This is a genomic window from Streptomyces netropsis (assembly GCF_014203545.1).
GTDB lineage: Bacteria > Actinomycetota > Actinomycetes > Streptomycetales > Streptomycetaceae > Streptomyces > Streptomyces netropsis.
Map to the genome: position 1 here is coordinate 620,676 of NZ_JACHJG010000002.1, position 26,981 is coordinate 647,656.

Sequence of the window (26,981 nt, forward strand, 5' to 3'; positions counted from 1 at the left end):
CCGCCATACGGGCGGCTTGGCCTGGAGCGAGTGGTGCCGGTGCTGGGGGATTTGCTAGTCCGCCGAGGGGCGCTGGACGGATAGAAAGTGGTGTGCAAGCATCCCGCCATGATCTACAAATGGCTCATATGCAATGCACCGGTAAGGCCGGCCGTGACCCGGCCCCGGCCTCTCCGCGCCTGATTCGGCCGCGAACCGTTCGTATCCTCGCAGCAAAGGGCTTCCGTGCGCGTAATCCCTTGTTTCTTTTGGTGGTTGGGATTCCGCTCGATGATCGGCTCGCAGTGCGCCGCCCGTAGCCCGTGGCTATTGACAACCAACGTTGTAGGAGAGTACGTGACCCTTGTGAAAACCGTTGTGAATTTGCCAGCCGACTTATCCTTCAACATTCTCGGACCGCTGTCGGTGTCGTCGACCGATGGGCCCCTCCCGCTGGGACCGGCCCGGCAACGCGCCGTGCTGTCGGCGCTGTTGCTGGCTCCCGGCCAGGTGGTGGGAGCGGAGCGGCTCACCGAGGCCATATGGCCGGCGGGCCCCCCGGGCAACGCGGTCGCCAGTCTCCACAGCTACGTCTCCCACCTCCGCCGCCAACTCGAGCCGGACTGCCCGCCCTGGGGGCGGAACCGGATCCTGCGGCGGGAGCCGCAGGGGTACCTGCTCGCCGTCGAGGCGGAGCGGGTGGACGCCCGTCGCTTCGAGTGCCTGCTGCGCGAAGGGCGGCAGCTTCTGCGGAAGGGCCGCTTCCCGGAGGCGAGCCGGATCCTCAGGGCGTCCCTGGACCTGTGGCGCGGTGCGCCCTACGCCGACCTCGGTGACTACGAGCCCGCCGTGTGCGAGGCGGCGCGGTTGGAGGAACTGCGGCTCGCCACGCTGGAGTCCCTGTGGGAGGTCGAGCTGGCCTGGGGGCAGGACTACGTCACCGCCGTCGCCGAGCTGGCCGCGCTCAGCGCGAAGTTTCCCACCCGCGAACGGTTGGGGTGGCTGCTGATGGTCGCCCTGTGCGAGGTGGACCGGCAGGCGGAGGCGGTGGCGGTGTACAACCGCATCCGCAGGGCCGTGGCCCAGGAACTGGGAGTGGATCCCGGGCGGGAGCTCAGGGCGTTGTTCGCCCGGATCCTCCGTGACGAGTCCGTCGGGCAGGCCTGTCTGCAACGCTGACGGCGCCCGCCGGGGGACGCCCGTCCCCGTCGCCGGTCGTCCGGCCCGCGGGCGCAGGACCGCGCTCAGTGGATCCGCCGATCGTGGCCGGCCCAGTAGGGCTCCCTGAGCCGGCCCTTCTGGACCTTGCCGTTGCTGGTGCGGGGCAGGACGTCCCGGAAGTCCACGGAGGTGGGCGCCTTGTACCGGGCCAGCCGCTCCTTGCAGTAGGAGATGATCTCGTCCTCGGTGGCACGGACACCCGCGGCGGGTACGACCAGCGCCTTGACGGTCTCGCCCCACCGCTCGTCCGGCACGCCGATGACGGCCACCTCGGCGACCGCGGGATGGCCCAGGAGACAGTCCTCCACCTCCACCGAGGACACGCTCTCCCCGCCCGTGACGATGACGTCCTTCACCCGGTCGGACAGCACGAGGTGCCCCTCGTCGTCGAAGGAACCCACATCACCGGTGTGGAACCAGCCGTCCTCCACCGCGGCCGCGTCGGCCTGCTCGTCCCGCCAGTAGCTGTCCAGCACCATGTTCGAGCGTGCCAGCACCTCGCCCCGCGGCCCGGTCCGCAACCGCACGCCCAGGGCGGGTGCGCCCGCCCTCGTCAGTCCCCCGGCTCCGGGGGCGTCCGGCAGGCGGCGGTTGAAGGTGAGCAGCGTCGTCTCGGTCAGGCCGTACACCTGGAGGAACTCCCAGCCCAGTTCGTTCTCCACCTGGGCGACCAGTCGCTCACTGACGGGGGCACCCGCGCAGACCACGCGCATCCGCCCGCGGCCGGGGATCTCTCCGGGCCAGTCCCGAGCGGCCCGGATCACCGAGTCCCACACGGCGGGAGCGCCGAACGCGAGCGTCACCCCGTGCTCCTGGACCCGCCGCAGGATCTCCGCGCCGTCGATCCGGCGCAGCAGCACCTGCTTGGCACCCAGCCCGGCGAGGAGGAACGGCACGCCCCAGCCGTTGCAGTGGAACGTGGGCAGGGTGTGGAGGTAGACGTCTCCCTCCCATATCCGGGCGTGGACGCCGAACGTCATCGCGTTGAGCCAGATGCTGCGGTGGGTCAGCGCGACGCCCTTGGGGCGGGCGGAGGTGCCCGAGGTGTAGTTGATGGTCGCGACCGCGTTCTCGTCCGGCCGTGACCAGGGGCGGGGGGCGACGTCGAACCTCATGACCTCCGTTTCGGTCTGTGCGCCGAGGACGAACCGCTTCGGCACGTCGACCGAGCCCAGCACCGCCTCGACGTCGGGATCGACGAACACGACCGAGGCGTCGCACTGGCGCAGGATGTAGGAGATCTCCTCGGGCGTGAGCCGGTAGTTCACCGGCACACAGATCCGGCCGCTCGCCGGGACCGCGTAGAGCAACTCCAGCAGCCGGGAGGAGTTGGGGCTGACGACGGCGACCCGCTCACCCTCGCCGATGCCCAAGGCGTCCAGTCCGGCCTGCCAGGCCCGGATGCGCCGCAGCGTCTCGCCGTACGTGGTCGTGGGCAGCGCGGCGGCCGGTTGGTGCGGCTCGTCGACAAGAGCGGGGCGGTCGGCGGCGGTTGCCTCGGCGCGATCGAGGAAGTCGGCCATGGTGAGCGGAACGAACATGAGGTGTCCTCCGACGGGAGTACCGGGAGAGAGGGCGAGTCGACGGGGCGGGGTACGCCCCGTGCGCAGCGGACGCTCCGGTCGCCCGAGGCCGCGCCATCGCGTCAGTCGCCCATATTGGCACCCCCGGTCCTCATCCAGAAAGCCTCGATCGGCCGCAGCCAAGTTGTGTTCAAGAAACCATCAAGAGCGGTCGGCGACGATGCGACGGCACTGCGGGCGCCCACCCGTCCAGCCCCCTCCGTCCAGCCACCCGTCCGGCCAACCCATCCGGATGGGCCTCGGACACACCGGGGACGGCTGGTCCCCACGGGTTCCGCAATGGGTCACGGGCGACGACGTCGGGAGAGAAGATGAGAGACGAGGAGCCGGGCTCGGTGACCACCTGGGCCGCCCGAGGGTGGGCCGAGGAGGACGGCATCGGCAGCGCGACCCTGCGCGGGCTGGTGCGCGCCTGGCCGCGACGGGCGGCGGTGACGAACAAGGCGGAGGTCCTGGACGAGCCCGCCCCCTACGACCCGGTGGTGCCCGACTACCCACTGGCGATCGTGCCGTTCGCCGAGCACCCCCGCTTTCTCGCCGCCGAACCGGAACAGCGGCAGCGGGTGCTGACGGGCCTGTGGATCGGCTACAACGAGCGCGTCATCGCCACCGAGCAGCTCGTCGCCGAGCCCGCCTTCGACGTCGTCATGCACGGGGTGTTCCCCGGAAGCGACGCCCCTCTGATACGCAAGAGCGTGCAGCAGTCCCTCGTGGACGAAAGCTTCCACACCTACATGCACATGCTCGCGATCGACCGCACCCGGGAGCTGCGCCGGGTGCGCGAACGGCCGGCCCAGCTCGAACTCGTCACCTACCGGCGGCTGCGCGAGACCCTGGCGGAGATGCCGGAGAAGTGGGAACGGGACATCGCCGTCCTGGTCTGGGGCGCGGTGGCCGAGACCTGCATCAACGCCCTGCTGGCCCTGCTGGCCCGGGACGTCTCGATCCAGCCCATGCACTCCTTGATCACCACCTTGCACCTGCGGGACGAGACGGCGCACGGCTCGATCGTCATCGAGGTCGTCCGGGAGCTGTACGCCCGGATGAACGCCGAGCAGCGCCGCACCCTGGTTAGGTGTCTGCCGCTGGCCCTGGAGGCGTTCGCCGAACAGGACCTCGCCACGCTGCGGCTCGAACTGACCGCCGCGGGGATCCACGGCGCGGACGAGATCGTGGGGGACCTGCGGGCGACGACCGGCGGGAAGCGCCTCGTCCGCGACTTCTCCGGCGCCCGGAGGATGGTCGAACAGCTGGAGTTGGCCGACGCGGTCGACTTCGACTTCCCGGAGCGGCCCGAGTGGTCGCCCGGTGCGGGAACACCGCGTTGACGCCGACGCCCCGGGCACCCGGTGATCCACGGCACGACGGTGGAGAACCGGCTTCGCGCAGCGCAGCAGCACACGTACACCGGCCGCCTCACCCTGTCAGGAAGGAAGCGATGATGGAGCTGCACGAGGGAGGCGACCGGTCGCTTCGACAGCGGCTGGCGGCCGCTCGGGAGGCGGAGCGACACCGTCTGCTGATGGACCTGATCCGTACGCACGCCTCCGCCGCCACCGACGGCAAGGCCGAGGTGCCGCTCGACGCCCACCGGGCCTTCGGTGCGCAGGGGGTCCGCGGGCGGGCCGCCGCGCGGCTGCGGGAGCGGCTGTGCGAGGCGACGGGCATCGCGCTCCCCGCGACCGTCGTCTTCGACTACCCGACCCCCCACGCGCTCGCCGAGCACATCGGTGGCCTGCTGACCGGCGGGCGGGCCGCACCCGAGCCCACCACCGGTGCGGGCGGTACGGCCGTGGACGAGCCGATCGCGATCGTCGGCATGGGCTGCCGACTGCCTGGCGGGGTGCGCTCACCGGACGACCTGTGGCAGCTCGTGCGCTCCGAGACGGACGCGATCTCCGAGTTCCCCGAGGACCGGGGCTGGGACGTCGAGTTCCACCCGGACCCGGACCACCTCGGCACGACGGTCACCCGGCACGCCGGCTTCCTCTACGACGCGGCCGACTTCGACGCCGACTTCTTCGCGATCAGCCCGGGCGAGGCGGTGACGATCGACCCCCAGCACCGGCTGCTGCTGGAGACCGCGTGGGAGGCGATCGAAGGGGCCCGGCTCGACCCGACCACACTGCGCGGCAGCCGCACCGGTGTGTTCGTCGGCCTCATGTACAGCGAGTACGGAGCCCGGATCCGGCAGGTGCCGCCCAGCGCCGAGGGCTACCGCGTCGTGGGCAGCATGCCCAGCGTGGCCTCCGGCCGTCTCGCCTACACCTTCGGCTTCGAAGGCCCCGCGGTCACCGTCGACACCGCCTGCTCGTCCTCCCTCGTGGCGATACACCTCGCGGCCGAGTCGCTGCGCAAGGGCGAGTGCTCGCTCGCCCTGGCCGGTGGCGCCACCGTGATGTCCACGCCCTGGGGTTACGTCGAGTTCAGCCGGCAGCGCGGCCTCGCACCCGACGGGCGGGCCCGGTCGTTCTCGGCGGACGCGGCCGGCAGCAGCTGGTCGGAGGGCGTGGGCGTGCTGGCGCTGGAGCGCCTGTCCGACGCACGCCGCAACGGCCACCGCGTGCTCGCCGTGCTGCGGGGATCGGCGGTCAACCAGGACGGCGCCTCGAACGGTCTGACGGCGCCGAACGGTCCGGCCCAGCAGCAGGTGATCCGTCAGGCGCTCGCCAACGCGGGCCTGTCCACGGCGGACGTGGACGTCGTGGACGCCCACGGCGCCGGAACCCGGCTGGGCGATCCGATCGAGGCCCAGGCGCTGCTGGCCACCTACGGCCAGGGCCGGCCGGCGGACCGGCCGCTGTGGCTGGGTTCGCTGAAGTCCAACATCGGGCACACCCAGGCCGCGGCCGGCGTGTCGGGTGTGATCAAGATGGTGATGGCGCTACGGCACGGGACGCTGCCGCGCAGCCTGCACATCAGCGAGCCGACCCCCATGGTGGACTGGTCCTCCGGTGCGGTGCGGCTGCTGACCGAGGCCAGGCCCTGGCCGGAGCTCGACCGGCCGCGCCGGGCGGGCGTCTCCTCCTTCGGCGTGGGCGGGACGAACTCCCACTTCATCCTGGAGCAGGCACAGCCGGAACCCGAACCGCCGCGTGAGGCCGCGCCGGCGTCCGACGAGGACGGCGGCGACCGTCCTCTGCCGTGGCTGGTCTCGGGGCGCGGAGCCGCGGGCCTGCGGGCCCAGGCCCGGCGGGTCCGGGAGTTCCTGGCGGCACACCCGGAGATACCGGACGCGGACGTGGCGTACTCGCTGGCGACGACACGAGCGGCACTGCCGGACCGGGCCGTCGTGGTGGCCGGGGACCGGACCGAGGCCATGGCGCGACTGGCCGGCCTCGCCGACGGCGACCCCGGCGACCACGTGGCGTCGGGCTCCGCCGCGGCCCACGACCGCCTCGCCTTCGTGTTCCCGGGCCAGGGGTCCCAGTGGCCGGGGATGGCGGCCGAGCTGATGAGCACCTCACGGGTGTTCAGGGAGTCGATCGAGGCCTGCGCCGACAGCCTCGCTCCGTACACGGACTGGTCGCTGACGGATGCCCTGCGGGGCAAGTCCGGCACACCGTCCCTGGACCGCGTCGACGTCGTGCAGCCCGCGCTGTTCGCCGTGATGGTCTCCCTCGCCGCAATGTGGCGGTCCTTCGGGGTGGAGCCCTCCGCGGTCATCGGGCACTCGCAGGGGGAGATGGCGGCCGCCCACGTCGCCGGCGCGCTCTCCCTGGACGACGCGGCCCGCATCGTGGCCGTGCGCAGCCGGGCGATCCGGGTGCTGTCGGGGCGGGGCGGGATGGTCTCGGTCGCCGCCCCCGTCGACCAGGTGCTCCGGACCCTGGAGCGGTGGCACGGTGCCGCTTCGGTCGCGGCGGTCAACGGGCAGCGGTCCGTCGTCATCTCCGGTGACCCCGTGGCACTGGAGGAGGCCATGGCGGCGTTCACCGCCGACGGGGTGCGCACCCGGCGGATACCGGTGGACTACGCGTCGCACTCGGCGCAGGTCGAGGAGATCCGCGAGACCCTCCTGGCGGAGCTGTCCGGAATCCAGCCGCGGCAGGCGACCGTGCCGTTCTACTCCACGGTGTCCGGCGAGCCCATCGACACCACGGCCCTCGACGCCGAGTACTGGGTGCGCAACCTCCGCGAGACCGTCCAGTTCGACCGCACCGTCCGCCGTCTGCTCGCCGACGGCCACACCGGCTTCGCCGAGATGAGCCCGCACCCCGTGCTCACCGTCGGCATCCAGGAGACCGCCGACGACGCGGAAGCCGACGGCGTCCTGACCCTCGAATCGCTCCGGCGGAACGAGGGCGGCATGGCGCGGCTGCTGACCGCGGTCGGCGAGGCCCACGCGCACGGGATCGCCGTCGACTGGTCGCAGGCGTTCGATCACGCCGACCCCCGCCCGGTGGACCTGCCGACCTACGCCTTCCAACGGCGCCGCTACTGGCTGGAGGACGCGGCCGCGCCGCAGGCGGACCTGGCGGCGGCCGGTCTGGACGGCGTGGACCACCCCCTGCTGGGCGCCGCCGTCCCCCTCGCGGACGGCTCCGGCGGGACGCTGTTCACCGGAAGCCTGTCGGCGCGGTCCCACCCCTGGCTCGCCGACCACGCCGTCGCCGACGTCCTCGTCGTGCCCGGGACGGCGCTCGTGGAGCTGGCCCTGCACGCCGGCGGACAGACGGGCTGCGAGGTGCTGGAGGAGCTGGTCCTGGAGGCCCCGCTGATCCTGCCGGAACAGGACACGGTCCGCGTCCAGCTCTGCCTCGGCGGGCCGGACGACTCCGGACGGCGCAGCGTCACCCTGCACTCCCGGGCGAGCGACGCGGGCGTCGACGAGCCGTGGACCCGGCACGCCAGCGGCACCCTGGCGCGCGGTGACCACCGCCCGGAGGACCTCCCGCAGCCCTGGCCGCCCACCGGCGCCGAAGAGGTCGAACTCGACGACTGCTACCGCCAGTTGGCCAAGAGCGGACTTCACTACGGTGGCGCGTTCCAGGGGCTCCGGCGCTGCTGGCGCCTCGACGGGGACATCTATGTGGAGGTCGAGCTCCCGGAGGGCGGCGGCGACTCCACCCGCTACGGACTGCACCCCGCCCTGTTCGACGCGGCGCTGCACGCCGCGGCGTTCGTCGGACTGCCCGTCGCGACCCCGGACGACGCCGTGACCCGGCTGCCGTTCTCCTGGAACGGCGTCGCACTGCACGCCACCGGCGCCGACCGGCTGCGGGCCCGGATCCGGTTCACCGGACCCGACTCGCTGTCCGTCGCCGCCACGGACCCCACCGGACGTCCGGTCGTGTCCGTCGCGACCCTCGGGATGCGCCCGGTGACCGCCGAGGCCCTGCACCGGGCCGCGGCCTCCGCCGGCACCTCGCTGCTCCGCCTGGAGTGGCGGCCGACGACGCGTCCCGGACCCCGCGCCACCGACCCGGCGCGCTGGGCCTGGATCGGCACCGAAGCCGCCGACGCGGACGGCGCCCTCGCCGCGCGGGGCATCCGGTACGAGCACCACACCGCTCTCGCGACCCTGCGGGCGAGCCTGGACGCCGGCGGCGACGTGCCCGACGTCGTCGTGCTCACGCAACCGTCGACGGCCGGGGACACCGACATGGCCACCGCGGCCCACCAGGCCGTCCATCGGGTGCTGGCCGCCGTGCAGGACTGGCTGGCCGACGACCGGCTGGCGAGCTCCCGCCTCGTGGTGCTCACGCGGGACGCGGTGGCGCCCACGCCCGGTTCCGTGCCCGACCCCGCCCTCGCCGCGGTGTGGGGGCTGGTGACCTCGGCCCAGTCCGAGAACCCGGACCGCATCACCCTGGTGGACCTCGACGCACACGACGCGTCCCTGCCCGCCCTCCCCTCGGCCGTGGACAGCGGCGAGGCCCGGATCGCGGTGCGCGACGGATCCCTCCTGACCCCCCACCTGGCGCGGGTCGCGACTCCGGCGGCCCACGGCGGTCCGCTCTGGCGTGCCGACGGGACGGTGCTGGTGACGGGCGGCCTGGGTGTGCTGGGCCGGCTGCTGGTACGGCACGTGGTGGTCTCCCACGGGGTCCGGCACGTCGTGGCGGTGTCGCGGTCGGGGGCCTCGGGTGAGGGCGTCGCCGCCTTCGTGGAGGAGCTGCGCGCCGAAGGCGCCGAGCTGCGGGTGGTCACGGGAGACGCGGCGGACCGCGCCGTGCTGGAAGACGCGTTGGCGTCGATTCCGGCGGAGCACCCGCTGACGGCCGTGGTGCACATGGCCGGCGTACTGGACGACGGTGTGCTGGGCTCGCTGACCCCCGAGCGCGTCGACCGCGTGCTGCGTCCGAAGGTGGACGCGGCCTGGCACCTGCACGAGTTGACGGCCGGATCGGATGTGCCGCTCTTCGTCTTCTCGTCGGTGTCGAGCGTGCTGGGGACCGCCGGACAAGGCAGTTACGCGGCGGCGAACGCGTTCGTGGACGCGCTGGTGCAGCACCGCCGCGGCGCGGGGGCGCCGGGCGTGTCGATGGGCTGGGGGCTGTGGGGAGCGAAGTCGGGGCTGACCGGCGGCCTGGGCGAGACGGACATGCGGCGCATCGCCCGGTCCGGCGTCCAGCCGCTCTCCGCCGACCAGGGCCTCGCCCTGTTCGACCTCGCCCGCGCCACCGACGACCCGGTCGTCTTCCCCCTGCACCTGGACACCGCGGCCCTCAGCGGCGGCGACACCGAGAACATCCCGCCCCTGCTGCGCGGACTCGCCCGCACCCCGGTCCGTCGCGCCACCGTCCGCACCGAGGACGAGCCCGGCGGCGACTCCCTCGCCACCCGTCTCGCCCGCGTTCCGGAGGCCGAACAGGACGCCCAGTTGCTGACCCTGGTCCGCAGCCACGTCGCCGCCGTCCTCGGATACGACGACCCGCGGACCGTCGGCGAGCGGCGCGCGTTCGTCGAGATCGGATTCGACTCCCTGCGCGCCCTGCAACTGCGCAACCGGCTCAACGGCGCCACGGGGCTGCGCCTGCCGGCCACGCTGGTCTTCGACCACCCCACCCCGGACGCGCTCCGCGGGTACCTGCGCACCCTGCTCCTGCCGGACTCGCCGTCGGCGCGGGACGCCGAGGGCGGGGCAGCGGCGGACGCCGTCGCGCCGGACCCCGGCCCGGGGCAGAGCAAGGGCGACGAAGCCATCGAGCAGCTCCGCTCGGCGGCCTCCCTGGAGGAAGTCTTCGACTTCATCGACGACCAGCTCGGCGAGTAGCCGACTCCGCTCGCACCCGACAGGGAGGCGCTCGATGCGTGTGCTGTTGATCGACAACTACGACTCCTACACCTACAACCTGTTCCAGCTCCTCGCCGAGGTGTACGGCAAGGAACCGACGGTCCTCCTCAACGACGACCCGTCGTGGTCGGAACTCGACCCGGCCGAGTTCGACTGCGTCGTGATCTCGCCCGGCCCGGGCCGCCCCCAGCAACCGGCCGACCTCGGCTTCTGCCAGGAGGTCCTGGACCGCTGGGAGGACGTGCCGGTCCTCGGGGTGTGCCTGGGCCACCAGGCGATCGCCCACCACCACGGCGCGCACGTGGTGCAGGGAACACCCCGGCACGGCCACCTGGCGAAGGTCCGCCACGGCGGCCGGGACCTGTTCGACGGCCTGCCCCAGAATTTCGTCGCGGTGCGCTACCACTCGCTGCGGGTCACCGAACCCCTGCCGGAGGACCTCCAGGCCACCGCCTGGGCGGAGGACGGCACCGTCATGGCTCTGCGGCACCGCACCCTGCCCCGCTGGGGAGTGCAGTTCCACCCCGAGTCCATCGCGAGCGAGTGGGGAGCCCAACTGCTCCGCAACTTCGCGAAACTCATCGGAGGCAACTACGCCCCCGCGCCGTCGAAGCAGCCGCGCCGGTCCCTCCCGCGGGACCACGCTCCCGCCACCGGCCCGGAACTCCGGCCGGTCGTCGAGGTCATCGACCGGGCCGTGGACACCGCGGCGCTGTTCACCGACGTGTTCTCCACGAGCGTGAACAGCTTCTGGCTCGACAGCAGCGCGCCGGGCACCGGCGCGGCCCGGTTCTCCTTCCTCGGCGACGACTCCGGTCCCCTCGCCGAGACCCTCACCTACCGGACCGGGGAGAACGCGGTGACGGTCCGCGACTCCACCGGAGAGCGGGCCGAGCCCGGCACCATCTTCGACGTGCTCCGGCAACGGCTCCGGGCCCGTCGGCTCACCACCCCGGACCTTCCCTTCGACCTCAACGGCGGATACGTCGGCTACTTCGGCTACGAGCTCAAGGCCGAGTGCGGGAGTCCGAACGTCCACACGGCCGAGACACCGGATGCCGTGTGGACCTTCGCCGACCGGCTGATCGCGGTGGACCACCTCGAGGACAAGACCTACGTCCTGGCCGTGAGCGCGACCGGGGCGGGCGAGCTGGAGAGCGCCCGCGCCTGGGTGGCGGAGACGGCGCTGCGCGCACGCTCCCTGCCGGACACCGCACCGGCCGGCCCGGCCGGCCCGGCCGCCACGGCACCGTCGGACGGGGGAGACCTCGCGCGTGCCCGTGCCGAGTACGTCAAGGACATCGGGGACTGTCTCCACGAGCTGAACAGCGGGGAGAGCTACGAGATCTGTCTGACCAACAGGATCCGGCTGCCCGCCCTGCCGGACCCGCTCGGCTACCACCTCCTGCTCCGACGCCTCAACCCCGCTCCCTACGGCGCCTTCCTGCGCCACGGCGACGTCAGCGTCGTGTGCTCCTCCCCGGAACGGTTCCTGCGGATCGACCGGGACGGGGTCGCGGAGAGCAAACCGATCAAGGGGACCGCGCCACGGGGCAAGGACCCGGCCAGTGACGAGGCGCTCCGCAGGTCGCTGACGGCGTCGGCCAAGACCAGGGCCGAGAACCTCATGATCGTCGACCTGCTCCGCAACGACCTGGGCCGGGTGTGCGAGGTGGGCTCCGTCGAGGTCCCCGCCTACATGGTGACCGAGTCGTACGCGACGGTGCACCAGCTCGTCACCACGATCCGGGGCCGCCTCCGGCACGACGTGGACCCGGTCTCCTGCGTCCGGGCGTGCTTCCCCGGCGGCTCGATGACGGGCGCCCCGAAGGTCCGGACGATGGCCATCATCGACCGGCTGGAGCAGGAGGGGCGTGGCATCTACTCGGGCACCATCGGCTACTTCGGCCTCAGCGGCGGCGCGGACCTCAACATCGTGATCCGCACCGCGGTGACCACCGGCACCGGCACGGTGATCGGTGCCGGCGGGGCCATCGTCCTCGACTCGGACCCCCACGAGGAGTTCGACGAGGTGCTCCTCAAGGGACACGCGCTGGTGCGGGCGCACGGACTGCTGGCCGGGACGAGCGGGCGGGGCGGTCAGGCCGATGCCCCGTAACCGCCCGGCCCCCTCATGAATCACGTGGGCCACGAGTCCGCGTCAAGTTTCTCCGAACAGCATGCGGGGCGACAGCGCGCCCGTAAGCCGAGGGAAGGATCGAACATGTCGACCACCGCACACGCCGAGCCGTCTTGGGCGGATCTGCCGTTCCTGGACTTCACCGACCCGGGGTTCACCTGGGACTCTCCCGAGGTGGCCGAGGCCAGGGAACGTTCCTGGGTCGCCCGTACCCCGCTGGCGCTGCTGGTGCTGCGCTACGCGGAGGCCAAGGACCTGGCGCGCGATCAGCGACTGGTCTCGGGTTTCCGTGGTCTCGTGGACATGGTCGGGACCCCCGAGGGCCCGGCGCGCGACTTCATGCGTGACTTCCTGCAGAGCCTGGACGGTGCGGACCACCGTCGGCTGCGCGGGCTGGCGACCCACCCCTTCACCCCCCGCAGGATCACCGAGACGCAGCCGTTCGTCCGGGCCACCGTGGAGCGGCTGGCCGACCGGCTGTCCGCCTCGGAAGAGTGCGACTTCGTGCAGGCGTTCGCCCACCCGCTGCCGGCGATGGTCATGTGCCAGTTGCTCGGCTTCCCCCTGGACGACTACGACACCGTCGGCCGGCTGTCCATGGACGCCAACCTCGGACTCGCGCTCTCCGACGACCGGAACATGCTCACCCAGGTGGAGCAGGGTCTCCTCCGCATGTTCGACTACCTCGAGGCCGCGATCGGGAAGCTGAGGGCGAACCCGGGCAGCGACCTGACCTCCGACATCCTGCGCGCCCACCAGGAGGGCGTCCTCGACGACTACGAGGTCCGCACCCTGGTCGCGACCGTGCTCGTCGCCGGGTACGAGACCACGAACCACCAACTGGCCCTCGCCATGGTGGCCTTCGCCGAGCACCCCGAGCAGTGGATGCTGCTCCGGGAGCGGCCCGAGCTGGCCCCGCAGGCGGTCGAGGAGGTCCTGCGCTGGAGCCCCACGCTGCCCGTGACGGCCACCCGGACCGCCGCCGAGGACTTCGAAGTCCACGGCGTGCGCATCCCCACGGGAACCCCCGTCTTCATGTGCGCGCACTCGGCGCAGCGCGACCCCCGGGTGTACGCCGACGGCGACACCTTCGACATCACCGTCAAGCGCGAGGCACCCACCCTGGCGTTCGGCGGCGGCCCGCACTTCTGCCTGGGCACGGCGCTGGCCCGCGTCGAACTCGCCGAAGCCCTCGCGGTGCTGCCCGCCCGTCTGGACCCGCCCCGGCTCACCGGCCCGATCAGCTGGCGGACCGCGCTCGGCGTCGCCGGGCCCGACACCCTGCCGCTGCGTTTCGGGGGCCCTGACGCCGTGTGACGGCACCCCGGGTCGATGGTGAGCCACCGAGGGTTCGACGCCATCGACGCCATCGACGGTGAGCTCAAGAGGTCCTGAATCTCCTTGTGAAGGGCAGCACGTTCGACATGACCGATGACACCAAGACGCTCGACTACCTCAAGCGCCTCACCGCCGAGCTGTTGGAGACCCGTGAGCGCCTCCGTACCGCGGAGGCGGCGGGCCGCGAGGCGATCGCGGTCGTGTCGATGGGATGTCATTACCCCGGCGGGGTGTCGTCGCCGGAGGAGCTGTGGCGACTGGTGGCGACCGGGACCGACGCGATCTCGGCCTTCCCCACCGACCGGGGCTGGGACGCTGATGACCTCTACGACCCGGACCCCGACCGGCCCGGGCGGACCTACACCCTCGAAGGGGGCTTCCTCGACCGTGCCGCGGAGTTCGACGCGGACCTGTTCGGGATCAGCCCGCGCGAGGCCACCGCGATGGACCCCCAGCAGCGGCTGTTGCTGGAGACCGCGTGGGAGACCTTCGAGCGGGCGGGGATGGACCCCGGCTCCCTGCGGAGCCGGCCCGTCGGGGTCTTCGTCGGATCCCTGTTCGTGGCCGGCCGCGGTGGGGTCGGGCTGACCGAGGGCACCGAGGGCTACCACATGACGGGCAACGCCGCCAGCGTGCTGTCGGGGCGCCTCGCCTACGTGTTCGGCCTCGAAGGTCCCGCGGTCACCGTGGACACCGCGTGTTCGGCGTCCCTGGTGGCGGTGCACCAGGCCGTCCAGGCGCTGCGACAGCGCGAGTGCGACTTGGCCCTGGCCGGTGGCGCCACGGTGATGACGACGCCGGGCGTCTTCACCGAGTTCAGCCGGCAGCGCGGGCTGGCACCGGACGGCCGCTGCAAGGCGTTCGCCGACGGGGCGGACGGGACCGGGTTCGGCGAAGGTGCCGGGTTGGTGCTGTTGGAGCGGCTCTCCGACGCACGGCGCAACGGGCATCCGGTGCTGGCCGTCATCCGTGGTTCCGCGGTGAACCAGGACGGCGCGTCCAACGGACTGACCGCGCCGAACGGCCCGTCACAGCAACGTGTGATCCGGCAGGCGTTGGCCGCCGCCCGCCTGTCGGCGGACCAGGTCGACGCCGTGGAAGCGCACGGCACGGGCACCGGGCTGGGCGACCCGGTCGAGGCCCAGGCATTGCTGGCGACCTACGGCCAGGACCGGCCCGAGGACCGGCCGCTGTGGCTGGGCTCGATCAAGTCCAACCTGGGGCACACCCAGGGTGCGGCGGGCATCGCCGGTCTGATCAAGATGGTCATGGCGGTGCGGCACGGGGCCCTGCCGAAGACCCTGCACGTCGACGCGCCCTCCTCGCACGTGGACTGGGACTTCGGCGCGGTGCGGCTGCTGACCGAGAACCGCGACTGGCCGGAGACCGGCCGACCGCGCCGGGCGGGTGTGTCGTCGTTCGGGATCAGCGGGACCAACGCGCACGTGATCCTGGAGCAGGCACCCTCGGACGACCCCGCGGACGCGGACCGGGCCGATCCGGTCACCGCACCCGAGCGGGTGCCCTGGGTGGTCTCGGCCCGGACCGAGGAGGCCCTGCGGGGTCAGGCGGAGCGGCTGCTGACCGAGGTCCGGGCCCGGCCGGAGCTCCGGCCGGTGGACGTCGGCTGGTCGCTGGCGACCTCCCGCGCGGCCCTGGACCAGCGGGCCGTGGTGTGGGCGGCCGACCGGGACGGTCTCCTCGCGGGACTGGGCGCGCTGGCCGAAGGCCGCCCCGCCCCGGGCGTCGTGCAGGGTGCGGTGGCCGACGGCCGGCTGGCGTTCCTCTTCTCCGGCCAGGGCAGCCAACGCGTGGGAATGGGCCGTGAACTGGCCGCCGCGTACCCGGTGTTCGCCGAGGCGCTCGAGACGGTGTGCGGGCACCTGGACCCACAGCTGGACCGACCACTGCGGGAGGTCCTGTACGCCGCCGAGGGAACACCGGAAGCCGGACTGCTGGAACGGACCTCGTTCACCCAGGCCGCGCTGTTCGCCTACGAGGTGGCGCTGTTCCACCTCCTCAAGCACTGGGGACTCACCCCCGACCTCCTGCTCGGCCACTCGATCGGGGAACTGACGGCCGCGCACGTCGCCGGCGTCCTGTCCCTCGAGGACGCGTGCGCCCTCGTCGCCGCCCGCGGCCGGCTGATGCAGGAACTGCCCGGTGCCGGCGCCATGGTCTCGGTGCGGGCGACCGAGGCGGAGGTCCGGCCGTGGGTGGAGGAACGCGCGCACGAGCTGTCCGTCGCCGCGGTGAACGGCCCGGAGTCGGTGGTGGTGTCGGGCGCCGAGCACGCCGTGCTGGAATGCGCCGAGCACTGGGAGAACGAAGGACGCCGGACCAAACGGCTCCGGGTGAGCCACGCCTTCCACTCCCCGCAGATGGACGGGATGCTCGAGGAGTTCGGCCGGGTCGCGGAGAACCTCACCTTCCACCCGCCCCGGATCCCCATCGTCTCGAACGTCACCGGGGAGGTCGCCACCGCGGACCAGCTGTGCTCACCGGAGTACTGGGTCCGTCACGCCCGTGCGGCGGTGCGTTTCCACGACGGGATGCGTCAGCTCGTGGCGGAAGGGGTGAGCACGTTCCTGGAGGTGGGGCCGTCCGGAGTGCTGACGGCGATGGCCCAGGACTGCCTCGCCGAGGAACCGGAAGGCGCCGACGCCGTGCCGGTCGCGGTGTCGCGGCGCGGCCGGCCCGAGGCCGATACCGTGCTCGCCGCCGTGGCCGAGGCGTTCGTCCACGGTGTCCGGGTCGAGTGGACCCGGCTCTTCGCGGACACCGGTGCCCGCAGGGTCGACCTGCCCACCTACGCCTTCCAGCGCCGCAGTTACCCCTGGGGCCAGGAGAGCACGGCCGCCGAGGTGACCGCCGCCGGCCTCACCGGGCTCGGGCACCCGCTGCTCGGGGCGTCGCTGGACCTGGCGGACTCCCAAGGGCTCGCCCTGACCGGGCGGCTGTCACGACGGACCGCGACATGGCTCGCGGACCACGTCGTCCTCGGTGCCGAGCTCGTGCCGGGTACCGCCGTCGTCGAGATGGCGGTCCGCGCCGGTGGCGAGGTCGGGTGCCGTCGGCTCGTGGAGCTGACCCAGGAGGCACCGCTGGCCGTGCCCGACCGAGGCACCGTCCACCTCCAGGTGCGGGTGGGACCGGCGGGGGAGCAGGGCCACCGCCCGGTGGGCGTGTACTCCCGGCTCGACGGCGCCGACGGGGACGAACCCTGGGTGTGCCACGCCCGCGGCGAGCTCGCGCCGGAGGCCGCCACCGTGCCGGCCGGCCACGGCGAGGCATGGCCGCCCCCGGGGGCGCAACCGATCGCGCTCGACGGGTTCTACGAGCGCCAGGCCGCCTCGGGCCTCGACTACGGCCCGGTGTTCCAGGGCCTCCGTCAGGCCTGGCGGCTCGGCGACGAGGTGTTCGCGGAGGTGGCGCTCCCCGAGGAGGCACGGGCCGGCGCCGCCGGCTACGGCGTCCACCCGGCACTGCTCGACGCCGCACTCCACACCGCCCTCCTCGACGGAGAGGATGCCGAGCGGGCGCAGTTGCGGGTTCCGTTCGCGTGGCGCGAGGTGTCCTTCCACAGCAGTGGCCAACCGACGCTGCGCGCCCGGCTGACCCCGTCCGGCCCGGACTCGGTGTCCCTCGCCCTGTGGGACGGCCGCGGTACCCCGGTGGCCTCGGTCGGGCAGCTGATCACCCGCCCCGTCTCCGCCGATCAGCTCCGCGCCGCACCCACCCACGACTCCCTGTTCCACGTCGACTGGGCGGAGATCACGGCCGCCCCCGCGACATCGGCCGGCGCCGCACGCTGCGTCGTCCTCGGGGACGACGACCTCGCAGGCCTGCTCGCGGCCCCGGCGTTCGCGGACCCCGGTGCGCTCATCACGGCGATCGACTCCGGTGAGCCCGTGCCGGACCTGGTGCTCTTCCCGTGCCGCGGCGACGGCGTCGGCGACGCACGGGCCCTGTGCGGACGGGTGCTCGACGTGCTCCGCACCTGGCTCGCGGACACGCGACTGCTCGCCTCGCGGCTGGTCGTGGTGACCCGTGGCGCCGTGCCCGCCGCCGAGGAGGAGACCACCGATCTGGCCGCCGCCACGGTCTGGGGCCTGGTGCGCTCCGCGCAGTCGGAGAACCCGGGACGCCTCGTGCTGGTCGACCTGGACGCGCACCCCGGATCGACGGCCGCCCTCCCGGCGGTGGCGTCCGGGAGCGAACCCCAACTCGCGCTCCGCTCGGGGCGGGTGCTCGTGCCGAGGCTGGCCCGTGGGGTGGCCGAGGGCACGCTCGTGCCGCCGCCCGGGGTGCGGGAGTGGCGGCTGGACCTGGCCGGCGGGGGCACGGTGGACGACCTGGTCCTCACCCCGTCCCCCGAGGCCGCCGCACCGCTGGCGCCGGGCCAGGTCCGGGTCGCGGTGCGCGCGGCCGGGCTGAACTTCCGGGACGTCGTCATGGCCCTGGGCATGGTCCCCGACCGGCGGGCGCTGGGCGGCGAGGTCGCGGGCGTGGTCACCGAGGTGGGGCCGGACGTGACCGGTCTCGCCCCCGGCGACCGGGTGTTCGGACTGGCCGCCGCCTGCCTCGGTCCGGTCGCGGTCGCCGATCACCGCACGCTCGCCCCGATCCCCCGGGGCTGGTCCTTCACCCAGGCCGCCTCCGTCCCCGTCGTGTTCCTCACGGCCTACTACGGCCTGGTGGACCTGGCCGGTGTACGGCCGGGGGAGACGGTGCTCGTCCACGCGGCGGCCGGCGGCGTCGGCATGGCCGCCGTGCAGCTCGCGCGGCACCTCGGGGCCGAGGTGTTCGCGACGGCGAGCCCCGCCAAGTGGGACACCGTGCGCGCGGAGGGTATCGACGACGAGCACCTCGCCTCCTCGCGCGACAGCGGGTTCGAGGAGCGTTTCCGTGCGACGAGCGGTGGCCGTGGCGTCGACGTCGTGCTGAACTCCCTGACGAAGGAACTGGTCGACGCGTCGCTGCGGCTGGTGCGGCCGGGCGGCCGGTTCGTCGAGATGGGCAAGACCGACATCCGGGAGTCCGACGAGGTCGCGACCGGATACGACGGGGTCGCCTACAGCGCGTTCGACCTGATGGACGCCGGGCCCGAGCGCATCGCCCGGATGCTGGCCGAACTCCTCGCGCTGTTCGAGCAGGGCGAACTGCGGCCGATCCCGGTGACGTCGTGGGACGTCCGGCAGGCACCCGCGGCCTTCCGGTTCCTGGCCCAGGCCCGGCACATCGGCAAGATCGTCCTCACCGTGCCCCCCGCGTGGGACTCCACGGGGACCGTCCTGATGACCGGAGCCACCGGGGCGATCGGCGCGGAGGTGGCCCGGCACCTGGTCCGTAGCCACGGGGTCCGGCATCTCGTCCTGGCCGGTCGCCGCGGACCGGACGCCGACGGCGCGGCCGAGCTGACGGCCGAGCTGACCGCGAGCGGCGCGACGACGGTCCGGATCGTGGCGTGCGACGTGTCCGACCGGGCCGCTGTGGCGGAACTGCTCGCGTCGATTCCGGACGAGCGTCCCTTGAACGCCGTGGTGCACGCGGCCGGTGTGGTGGACGACGGGGTCCTGGAGTCGATGACGCCGGAGCGGGTCGACGCGGTGTTCCGGCCCAAGGTCGACGGTGCCTGGAACCTCCACGAACTGACCCGGGACCGTGAGCTGTCCGCGTTCGTCGTCTTCTCCTCCGCCGCGGGTACCCTCGGCACCGCCGGCCAGGCCAACTACGCGGCTGCCAACGCCTTCCTCGACGCGTTGGCCGGGCACCGCCGGAGCGCCGGCCTCCCCGGCACGTCCCTGGCCTGGGGGTTGTGGGACACCAACGGGGGCGGGATGGCGGCCGAACTGGGCCAGGCCGATCTGGACCGGATGGGTCGCTCCGGCGTCGTCGGCCTCTCCACCGAGGACGGCCTGGCGCTCCTCGACGCGGCCCTGGCCGCCGACCGGGCGGTGTCCTTGCCGATGCGGCTGGAGACCAGGGCCCTCCGTTCCGCCGCCGAGGACGGCACCCTCCCCGCGCTGCTGCGCGACCTGGTCCGCGTCCCCGTGGCGGCGGCGGGCCCGCCCGCGGTGGCGGACGGGCTGCGGGGGCGGGTGGGCCTCCTCGCACCCGAGGAACGGCACCAGGCCGTACTCGAGTTGGTGTGCGGGCAGGTGGCCGTGGTCCTCGGGCACGCGACGGCGGAGGCCGTGGACCCCCAGCGCTCGTTCAAGGACCTGGGGTTCGACTCGCTCACCGCGGTGGAGCTGCGCAACCGCCTCACCTCCGCGACCGGTCTGACCCTGTCGGCCACCCTGGTGTTCGACTACCCGACGCCGGTCGTGATGACGGACCACATCGAAGCGGTGCTCCTTGCCGAGCTGGGCGCGCCGGCCGACCCCTTCCTCGCCCGTCTCGACGACTGGGCGGAGGGCCTCGCCGCGACGGAGTTGGACGACACCGAGCGGGAGCGGGTGGCCGCTCGGTTGCGTCTCCTCGCCGCGCGATGGGGCGATGGGGCCGGCGCGCAGAGCAGCGGGGCCGACGGAACCACCGTCGCGGATGAGCTCGACTCGGCAAACGACGACGAACTCATCGACTTCATAGGCAAGGAACTTGGCATCTCCTGACCGGACATCGGTCGATTCTCGGCAAGGTGGTTTCAGATGGTGACCGACGACAAGATTCGCTACCTCCTCAAGCGCGTGACCGCCGACCTGCACGAGACGCGGGGCCGCCTGCGGGAGCTGGAGGACGCCGCCGGAGAACCGATCGCACTGGTGGCGATGGGCTGTTCGCTACCGGGAGGCGTCCGGTCGCCGGAGGACCTGTGGCGCCTGGTCGTCTCCGGACAGGACGCGATAGCGCCCTTCCCCGAGGACCGCGGCTGGGACGTGGACGACCTCTACGACCCGGACCCGGACCGGCTCGGGAAGTCCTACGCACGGGAGGGCGGCTTCCTCGCCGACGTGGCGTCGTTCGACGCCGGGTTGTTCGGCGTGGGGCCGCGTGAGGCGCTGGCCCTGGACCCCCAGCAACGTCTGCTGCTGGAGGTCTCCTGGGAGACCTTCGAGCGCGCCGGCATCACGCCGTCCTCCCTGCGCGGAAGCCGGACCGGTGTCTTCGTCGGCACCAGCAGCCAGGAGTACGCGTTCCTCGTCCGAAGCGCCCGGGAGAACTTCGAGGGCTACTCGACGGGTTACCTCGCCAGCGTGATGTCCGGCCGGCTGGCCTACACGTTCGGGCTCGAAGGCCCGGCGGTCACCGTCGACACCGCGTGCTCCTCGTCCCTGGTGGCACTGCACCAGGCCGTGCAGGCCCTGCGCGCCGGCGAGTGCGGCCTCGCACTGGCCGGCGGCGTGGCGGTGATGGCGACGCCGGGCATGTTCGTCGAGTTCAGCCGGCAGCGCGGGATGGCCGCCGACGGCCGGTGCAAGGCGTTCGCCGCCGCGGCGGACGGCACCGGGTGGGGCGAGGGCGTCGGGTTGGTGCTGTTGGAGCGGCTGTCCGACGCGCGGCGCAACGGGCATCCGGTGCTGGCCGTCATCCGTGGTTCCGCGGTGAACCAGGACGGCGCGTCCAACGGACTGACCGCGCCGAACGGCCCGGCACAGCAACGCGTGATCCGTGCCGCCCTGGCGAACGCGGGGCTCGCACTGTCCGATGTGGACGCCGTCGAGGCCCACGGGACCGGGACCACGTTGGGCGATCCGATCGAGGCCCAGGCGTTGCTGGCGACCTACGGCCAGGACCGGCCGGCCGGACAACCGCTGTGGCTGGGGTCGCTGAAGTCGAACATCGGCCACACCCAGGCCGCCGCGGGCGTCGCCGGTGTGATCAAGATGGTCATGGCGCTGCGCAACGGCGTCCTGCCGTCCACCCTGCACGTCGACGCACCCACCCCGCACGTGGACTGGTCCTCGGGCGCGGTGGAGCTGCTGACCGGCAACCGCGACTGGCCGGAGACCGGCCGCCCGCGCCGGGCCGGCGTGTCGTCGTTCGGGATCAGCGGCACCAACGCCCACCTGATCCTGGAGCAGGCGGAGCAGGAAGCGGCTGCCTCCCCTGATGTGTCCTCCGATGCGTCCCCCGATGCCTCCCCCGACACGGAGCCGGCCGGGCCGGTGCGGATCAGCGGTACCACCGGCGAGGACCGACCGGCGTCGGCACCGGTGCCGTGGATGGTCTCCGCGAGGACCGACCGGGGACTGAGGGAACAGGCGGCCCGGCTGCGCGACCACGTGCGCGACCGTCCGGAACTCTCCCCGCCCGACGTCGGCCACTCCCTGCTGACGTCCCGGACCCTGTTCGACCACCGCGCCGTCGTGCTGGCCGGGGACCTCGACGGCTACGTCACCGGCCTCGCCGCCCTGGCCGAGGGGCAGGTCGCCCCCGAGGTGGTGGAGGGCGTCGCGACGGATCCCGGGAAGCCGGTGTTCGTGTTCCCCGGCCAGGGAGCCCAATGGGTGGGAATGGCCGCGGAGTTGTACCGCGACTCGGCGGCCTTCCGTGACCGGCTGGACGAGTGCGCCGCGGCCGTGGACCCCCTTGTCGACTTCTCGCTCGTCGACGTCGTGTGCGGCGCCGACGGCGCCGCCTCGCTGGACCGCGTCGACGTGGTGCAGCCCGCGCTGTGGGCCATGATGGTCTCGCTGGCCGCGCTGTGGCGGTCCTACGGCGTCGAACCCGGCGCCGTCGTGGGCCACTCCCAGGGGGAGATCGCCGCCGCGTGCGTCGCGGGCGCGCTGTCGATCGAGCACGGGGCGCGGATCGTGGCCCTGCGGTCCCGCCTCGTGGCCGAACGCCTGTCCGGTCGCGGTGGCATGGCCTTCCTCGCCCTCCCCGTCGACCGGGCCCGCGACTGGCTCGCGGCGTGGGAGACCCGCCTCGCCGTCGCCGCGGTCAACGGCCCCTCGTCCGTCGTGGTCTCGGGCGACCCCGAGGCGCTGGACGAGCTGCTGGCCGTCGCCGAGGGCGAAGGGGTGCGGGCCGTGCGCGTCGCGGTGGACTACGCCTCCCACTCGGCCCAGGTCGAGACGCTGGAGGCCGAACTGGCGTCGCTGCTCGCCGGGATCACGCCCCGACCGGCCCGGATCCCCTTCTTCTCGACCGTCACCGGTGCCGTGGCCGACACCTCCGGGCTCGACGCCGCCTACTGGTACCGGAACCTGCGGGAGACGGTCCGCTTCGACCCCACCGTGCGCGAACTCCTCGCGGCCGGGCACCGCACGTACGTGGAGATGAGTCCGCACCCGGTGCTCGCCGTGTCGGTGGAGCAGATCCTGGACGACGCCGCCACCGAAGGCGTGGTGCTGACCTCGCTGCGGCGCAACGAAGGGCACCTCCGACGCTTCCTGACCTCGGTCTCGGAAGCCCATGTGCGCGGTGTGCGGGTGGACTGGTCGTCCCACCTCGGACCGCACCGCCGGGTGGTGGACCTCCCGACCCACGCGTTCCAGCGGCGTCGGTACTGGCTGGACGCGACGCCCGACGCCCCGGCGCGGGAGGACGACGAGAGCGCGTCCACCCCCTTCCGCCAGCGCCTGGCGGAACTTCCCACGACCGAGCGGGAGCGGGTGGTGCTGGAGACGGTGTGCGAGCACGCCGCCGCGGTACTGAACCTGGCCTCTTCGGCGGACGTCGACACCACCAGGGCCTTCACCGACCTCGGGTTCGTCTCGATGACGGCGATGGAGCTGCGCAACCGGCTCGCCACCGCGACCGGTGTCCGCCTCTCCCCGGCGGCGGCCTTCGACCACCCGACCCCGGAGAAGCTCTCCGCACTCCTGCTGGCCCGCCTGACGGGCGCCCACGACCACGCCGTCGAACCGGTGCGGGCGGTGCCCGTCGCCGACGAGCCGATCGCGATCGTCGCGATGGGCTGCCGGTACGCGGGCGACGTGGCCTCCCCCGAGCAGCTGTGGGACCTGGTCGCCTCGGGGCGGGACGCGACCTCCTCCTTCCCGGCCAACCGCGGCTGGGACGTCGAGGGCCTGTACGACCCGGAACCGGGCCGGCCGGGGCGGACGTACGTCCGCCGGGGCGGGTTCCTGCGCGACGCCGACCAGTTCGATCCTCTCCTGTTCGGGATCAGCCCGCGGGAGGCACTGGCGATGGACCCGCAGCAGCGCCTCCTCCTCGAGGTGGCGTGGGAGGTGTTCGAGCGGGCGAGGATGTCGCCGGAGACGGTCCGGGGCAGCCGGACCGGTGTGTTCGTGGGCATCGCCGGTCAGGACTACCTGCCGTTGCTGACCGCCGCTCCCGAGGACAGTGCCGGCCATCTGATGACCGGGACCTCGACGAGTGTCGCCTCGGGCCGGCTGGCCTACACGTTCGGCCTCGAAGGGCCGGCCGTGACGGTCGACACCGCGTGCTCGTCGTCCTTGGTCGCCCTCCACCTGGCCGTGCAGGCCCTGCGGCAGGGCGACTGCACGGCCGCCCTGGTGGCGGGAGCCACCATCCTGTCCACCCCGGGCGCGTTCGTGGAGTTCAGCCAGCAGGGCGGGCTGGCACCGGACGGGCGCTGCAAGGCGTTCGCCGGATCGGCCGACGGCACCGGCTGGGGCGAGGGCGTCGGGGCGCTCCTGGTGGAACCGCTGTCGGAGGCCCGCCGCCACGGACACCCGGTCCTGGCCCTGATCCGCGGCACCGCGACCAACCAGGACGGGGCGAGCAACGGCCTTTCCGCGCCCAACGGGACGGCCCAGCGGCGCGTGATCCGGCAGGCGCTGGCCACCGCCGGTCTCACCGCCCGCGATGTGGACGCCGTCGAGGCGCACGGCACGGGCACCACCCTCGGTGACCCCATCGAGGCCGAGGCCCTGCTGGACACGTACGGCCAAGGCCGGTCGGCCCACACCCCGCTGTGGCTGGGGTCGCTGAAGTCCAACATCGGCCACACCGCCGCCGCGGCCGGGGTGGGTGGTGTGATCAAGATGGTCATGGCGATGGACCGGGGCGTCCTGCCGCCCACCCTGCACGTGGACGACCCGACACCGCACGTGGACTGGTCGTCGGGCGCGGTGGAGCTGCTGACCGAGGCCCGGCAGTGGCCGGACACCGGCCGGGCGCGGAGGGCCGGTGTGTCGGCGTTCGGGATCAGCGGCACCAACGCGCACGTGGTCCTGGAACAGGCACCGGACGAGAACGACGGCAGCGAGGCCCTTCCCGACTCCCCGCGCCCCGCCGTCACGCTTCCCGCGGTCCCGTGGGTGCTGTCGGGCAGGACCGGGCAGGCCCTGCGGGCGCAGGCCGACCGGCTGCGCCGCTTCGTCGAGGAACGCCCCGACCTCCGGCCCGCCGACATCGCCCGCTCGTTGGCGGTCCGGACCGGGCTGGAACACCGTGCCGTGGTCCTCGGCCAGGACCGGGACGACGCCTTGGCGGCGCTGTCGCGGCTGGCGACGGAGGAGACCGACCCCCACCTGATCAGCGGCGCGTCCCGCGCGCGGCGGCGGGTGGCGTTCCTGTTCTCCGGGGCCGGTGCGCCGGGAGGGGAGCCGTATTCCCGGATGCCGGTCTTCGCGTCCGCCGTGGACGAGGTCGGCGCCGCGTTCGCCGCGCATCTGGACCGGCCGTCGGGGGAGATCCTGTCCGGGGACGGCGAGGCGCCGGCGGACCCGGTCCTCGCCCGGGCCGCGCTCTTCGCCGGGCAAGTGGCGCGGTTCCGGCTGCTGGAGCACTGGGGGGTCGGCCCCACCCATCTCCTCGGCGACTTCGCCGGCGAGGTAGCCGCCGCGCACTGCGCGGGAGCGCTGTCCCTGGCCGACGCGGCGGCACTCGTGATCGCCCTCGGCCGGGAAGCCCTCGCCGGCGCGGACGGCCCCGACGCCGGGACGGGCGATGCCGTACGCCGGACCGTCAAGGAGCTGACGTTCCGTCCGCCGACGATTCCCCTCGTCTCCAGCCGCACGGGCCGCCCCGTGTCACCCGAGGAGCTCCGGTCCCCGGAGTACTGGGTGCGGCCGGACCACGTGTCCGGCACGCCCGCGGACGGCATGCGCCGGCTCGTGGCCGAAGGGGTACACGACTTCCTCCGCATCGGCTCGGACGGCGCACCGGCGGAGTTCGACCGGCACGATCTCGCCGACGACGCGACCGATGACGACGTCGTCCTGGTACCGGACCCCGACGAGAAGGGAACCGACGAGGGCGCGCTCCTCGGTGCGCTGGCCCGACTGCACGTCAGAGGCGTCGCGGTGGACTGGGAGAGGATGCTCACCGACTGCGGCGCACAACTGGTGGAGCTGCCCACGTACGCCTTCCAGCACCAGCGGTACTGGCCCGAGCTGTCCGGAGTGTCGACCGGCTCGGCCCGCTCCCACGGCGAGGGCGATCCGGCGCGCGCGGAACGGGGCCGGGAGTTCCGCCGGCGTCTGGCCGGGGCGGCCGAGGACGAGCGGGCGGGGCTCATCGCCACACTGGTCCGCGGGCACGTCGCGGCGGTGCTCAGGCTGGGCGACGGGGACTCCGTCGACGACGAGACGCCCCTTCCCGAGCTGGGATTCGACTCGCTGACCGCGGTGGACCTGCGGAACCGGATCGGGGCGGACCTCGGCTTCCGCCTCGCCCCGGGCCTCGTCTTCCAGCACCCGACCGTCACCGCCCTGACGCGGCACCTGGCCGCCCAGTGGGCGACGGCGGGGTCCTCGGAGGCGGGGGACGCGGAACCCGACGACAGCACCGGAGCGCGGTCCACCCTCGGTCCGCTCTTCGCCCGCGCGAGCGAACTGGGCCGGGCCGACGAATTCCAGGAGCTGGTGCGGCGCGTCGCCGCCTTCCGGACCACCTTCGACGCACCCGAGGACGGGTTCCGGGTCCCGCACGTCCGCCTCTCGCGCGGCACCGCCCCCGCGAAGCTGATCTGCTTCCCGACGTTCGCCGGCGGCTCCGGGGCGCACCAGTACGCACGGCTGGCCGCCGCGTCCCGGGGCGAGCGTGACGTCTGGGCCCTGCCGGCGCCCGGCTTCACGTGGCAGGAGCCGCTCCCCGGGTCCGTCGACGCCCTGGCCCGCCTGCAGGCGGACGGCGTCGAACAGTGCGCCGAGGGCAACCCGGTCGTCCTGCTCGGGTACTCGGCGGGCGGGTGGATCGCCCACGCCACGGCGGCCGCACTCGAAGAGCGCGGGTCCGGCCCGGCCGCCGTCGTCCTCCTGGACAGCCACTGGCCGGCCGGCGCGATGCTCCCGCACCTGCACGCCCAGATCGACAGGGCCCGCGCGGCGGGGTCGACCGACGCCCTCTGGACGGAGGAGACCCGGGACGACGCGCACATCACCGCCATGGCGCACTACGCCCGGCTGTTCCAGGACTGGAGCCCGGAGGGGATCAGCGCGCCGACGCTGCTGGTCCGGGCCTCGGAACCGCCCTTCGAGCAGGCACCGGACGACTGGCGCCCGCACTGGCACCTTCCGCACACCACCGCCGACACGGCCGGAACCCACTTCTCGATCATCCGTGAGCACAGTGAGTCCGCACTGCGTTCCGTACACGA

6 protein-coding genes and 2 pseudogenes are annotated in these 26,981 nt (G+C 73.4%); 7 read left to right on the forward strand and 1 reads right to left on the reverse strand.

Features of this window, described 5'->3' with window-relative positions; genetic code table 11:
* Positions 1 to 405: 405 nt before the first annotated feature.
* Complete coding sequence (locus FHS38_RS07105; protein ID WP_184731896.1) at positions 406 to 1,158, forward strand: AfsR/SARP family transcriptional regulator; 753 nt, start codon at positions 406 to 408, stop codon at positions 1,156 to 1,158.
* Between the two features lie 65 nt (positions 1,159 to 1,223).
* On the opposite strand, the gene FHS38_RS07110 is transcribed toward FHS38_RS07105, so the two are convergent.
* Positions 1,224 to 2,741 carry an AMP-binding protein gene (locus FHS38_RS07110; RefSeq protein ID WP_184731898.1) on the reverse strand — a complete coding sequence of 506 codons (1,518 nt, stop codon included), beginning with the start codon at positions 2,739 to 2,741 and terminating at the stop codon, positions 1,224 to 1,226.
* 353 nt (positions 2,742 to 3,094) lie between these two features.
* Between FHS38_RS07110 and FHS38_RS07115 the strand changes: the two genes are divergently transcribed.
* The 6 genes and pseudogenes from FHS38_RS07115 to FHS38_RS07140 form a co-directional block, all read left to right on the forward strand.
* The gene (locus FHS38_RS07115) at positions 3,095 to 4,111 is read left to right on the forward strand and encodes a 4-aminobenzoate N-oxygenase (protein ID WP_184731900.1); all 1,017 of its coding nucleotides are present in this window, start codon (positions 3,095 to 3,097) and stop codon (positions 4,109 to 4,111) included.
* Positions 4,112 to 4,224: 113 nt separating this feature from the next.
* Positions 4,225 to 10,002: pseudogene (locus tag FHS38_RS07120) on the forward strand (type I polyketide synthase); the annotation flags it as partial.
* A 34-nt stretch (positions 10,003 to 10,036) separates the two neighbouring features.
* Positions 10,037 to 12,142, forward strand: coding sequence for an aminodeoxychorismate synthase component I (gene pabB / locus FHS38_RS07125; protein WP_184731903.1), 2,106 nt, complete (start codon positions 10,037 to 10,039; stop codon positions 12,140 to 12,142).
* 105 nt (positions 12,143 to 12,247) lie between these two features.
* Entirely contained in the window at positions 12,248 to 13,480 is a 1,233-nt protein-coding gene (gene aurH, locus FHS38_RS07130) for a luteothin monooxygenase AurH (RefSeq protein ID WP_184731905.1), read from the forward strand.
* Between the two features lie 86 nt (positions 13,481 to 13,566).
* Positions 13,567 to 20,118 carry a type I polyketide synthase gene (locus tag FHS38_RS07135; protein ID WP_373301849.1) on the forward strand — a complete coding sequence of 2,184 codons (6,552 nt, stop codon included), beginning with the start codon at positions 13,567 to 13,569 and terminating at the stop codon, positions 20,116 to 20,118.
* Positions 20,119 to 20,157: 39 nt separating this feature from the next.
* Positions 20,158 to 26,976 (forward strand): annotated as a pseudogene (locus tag FHS38_RS07140) (type I polyketide synthase); the annotation flags it as partial.
* Positions 26,977 to 26,981: the final 5 nt, after the last annotated feature.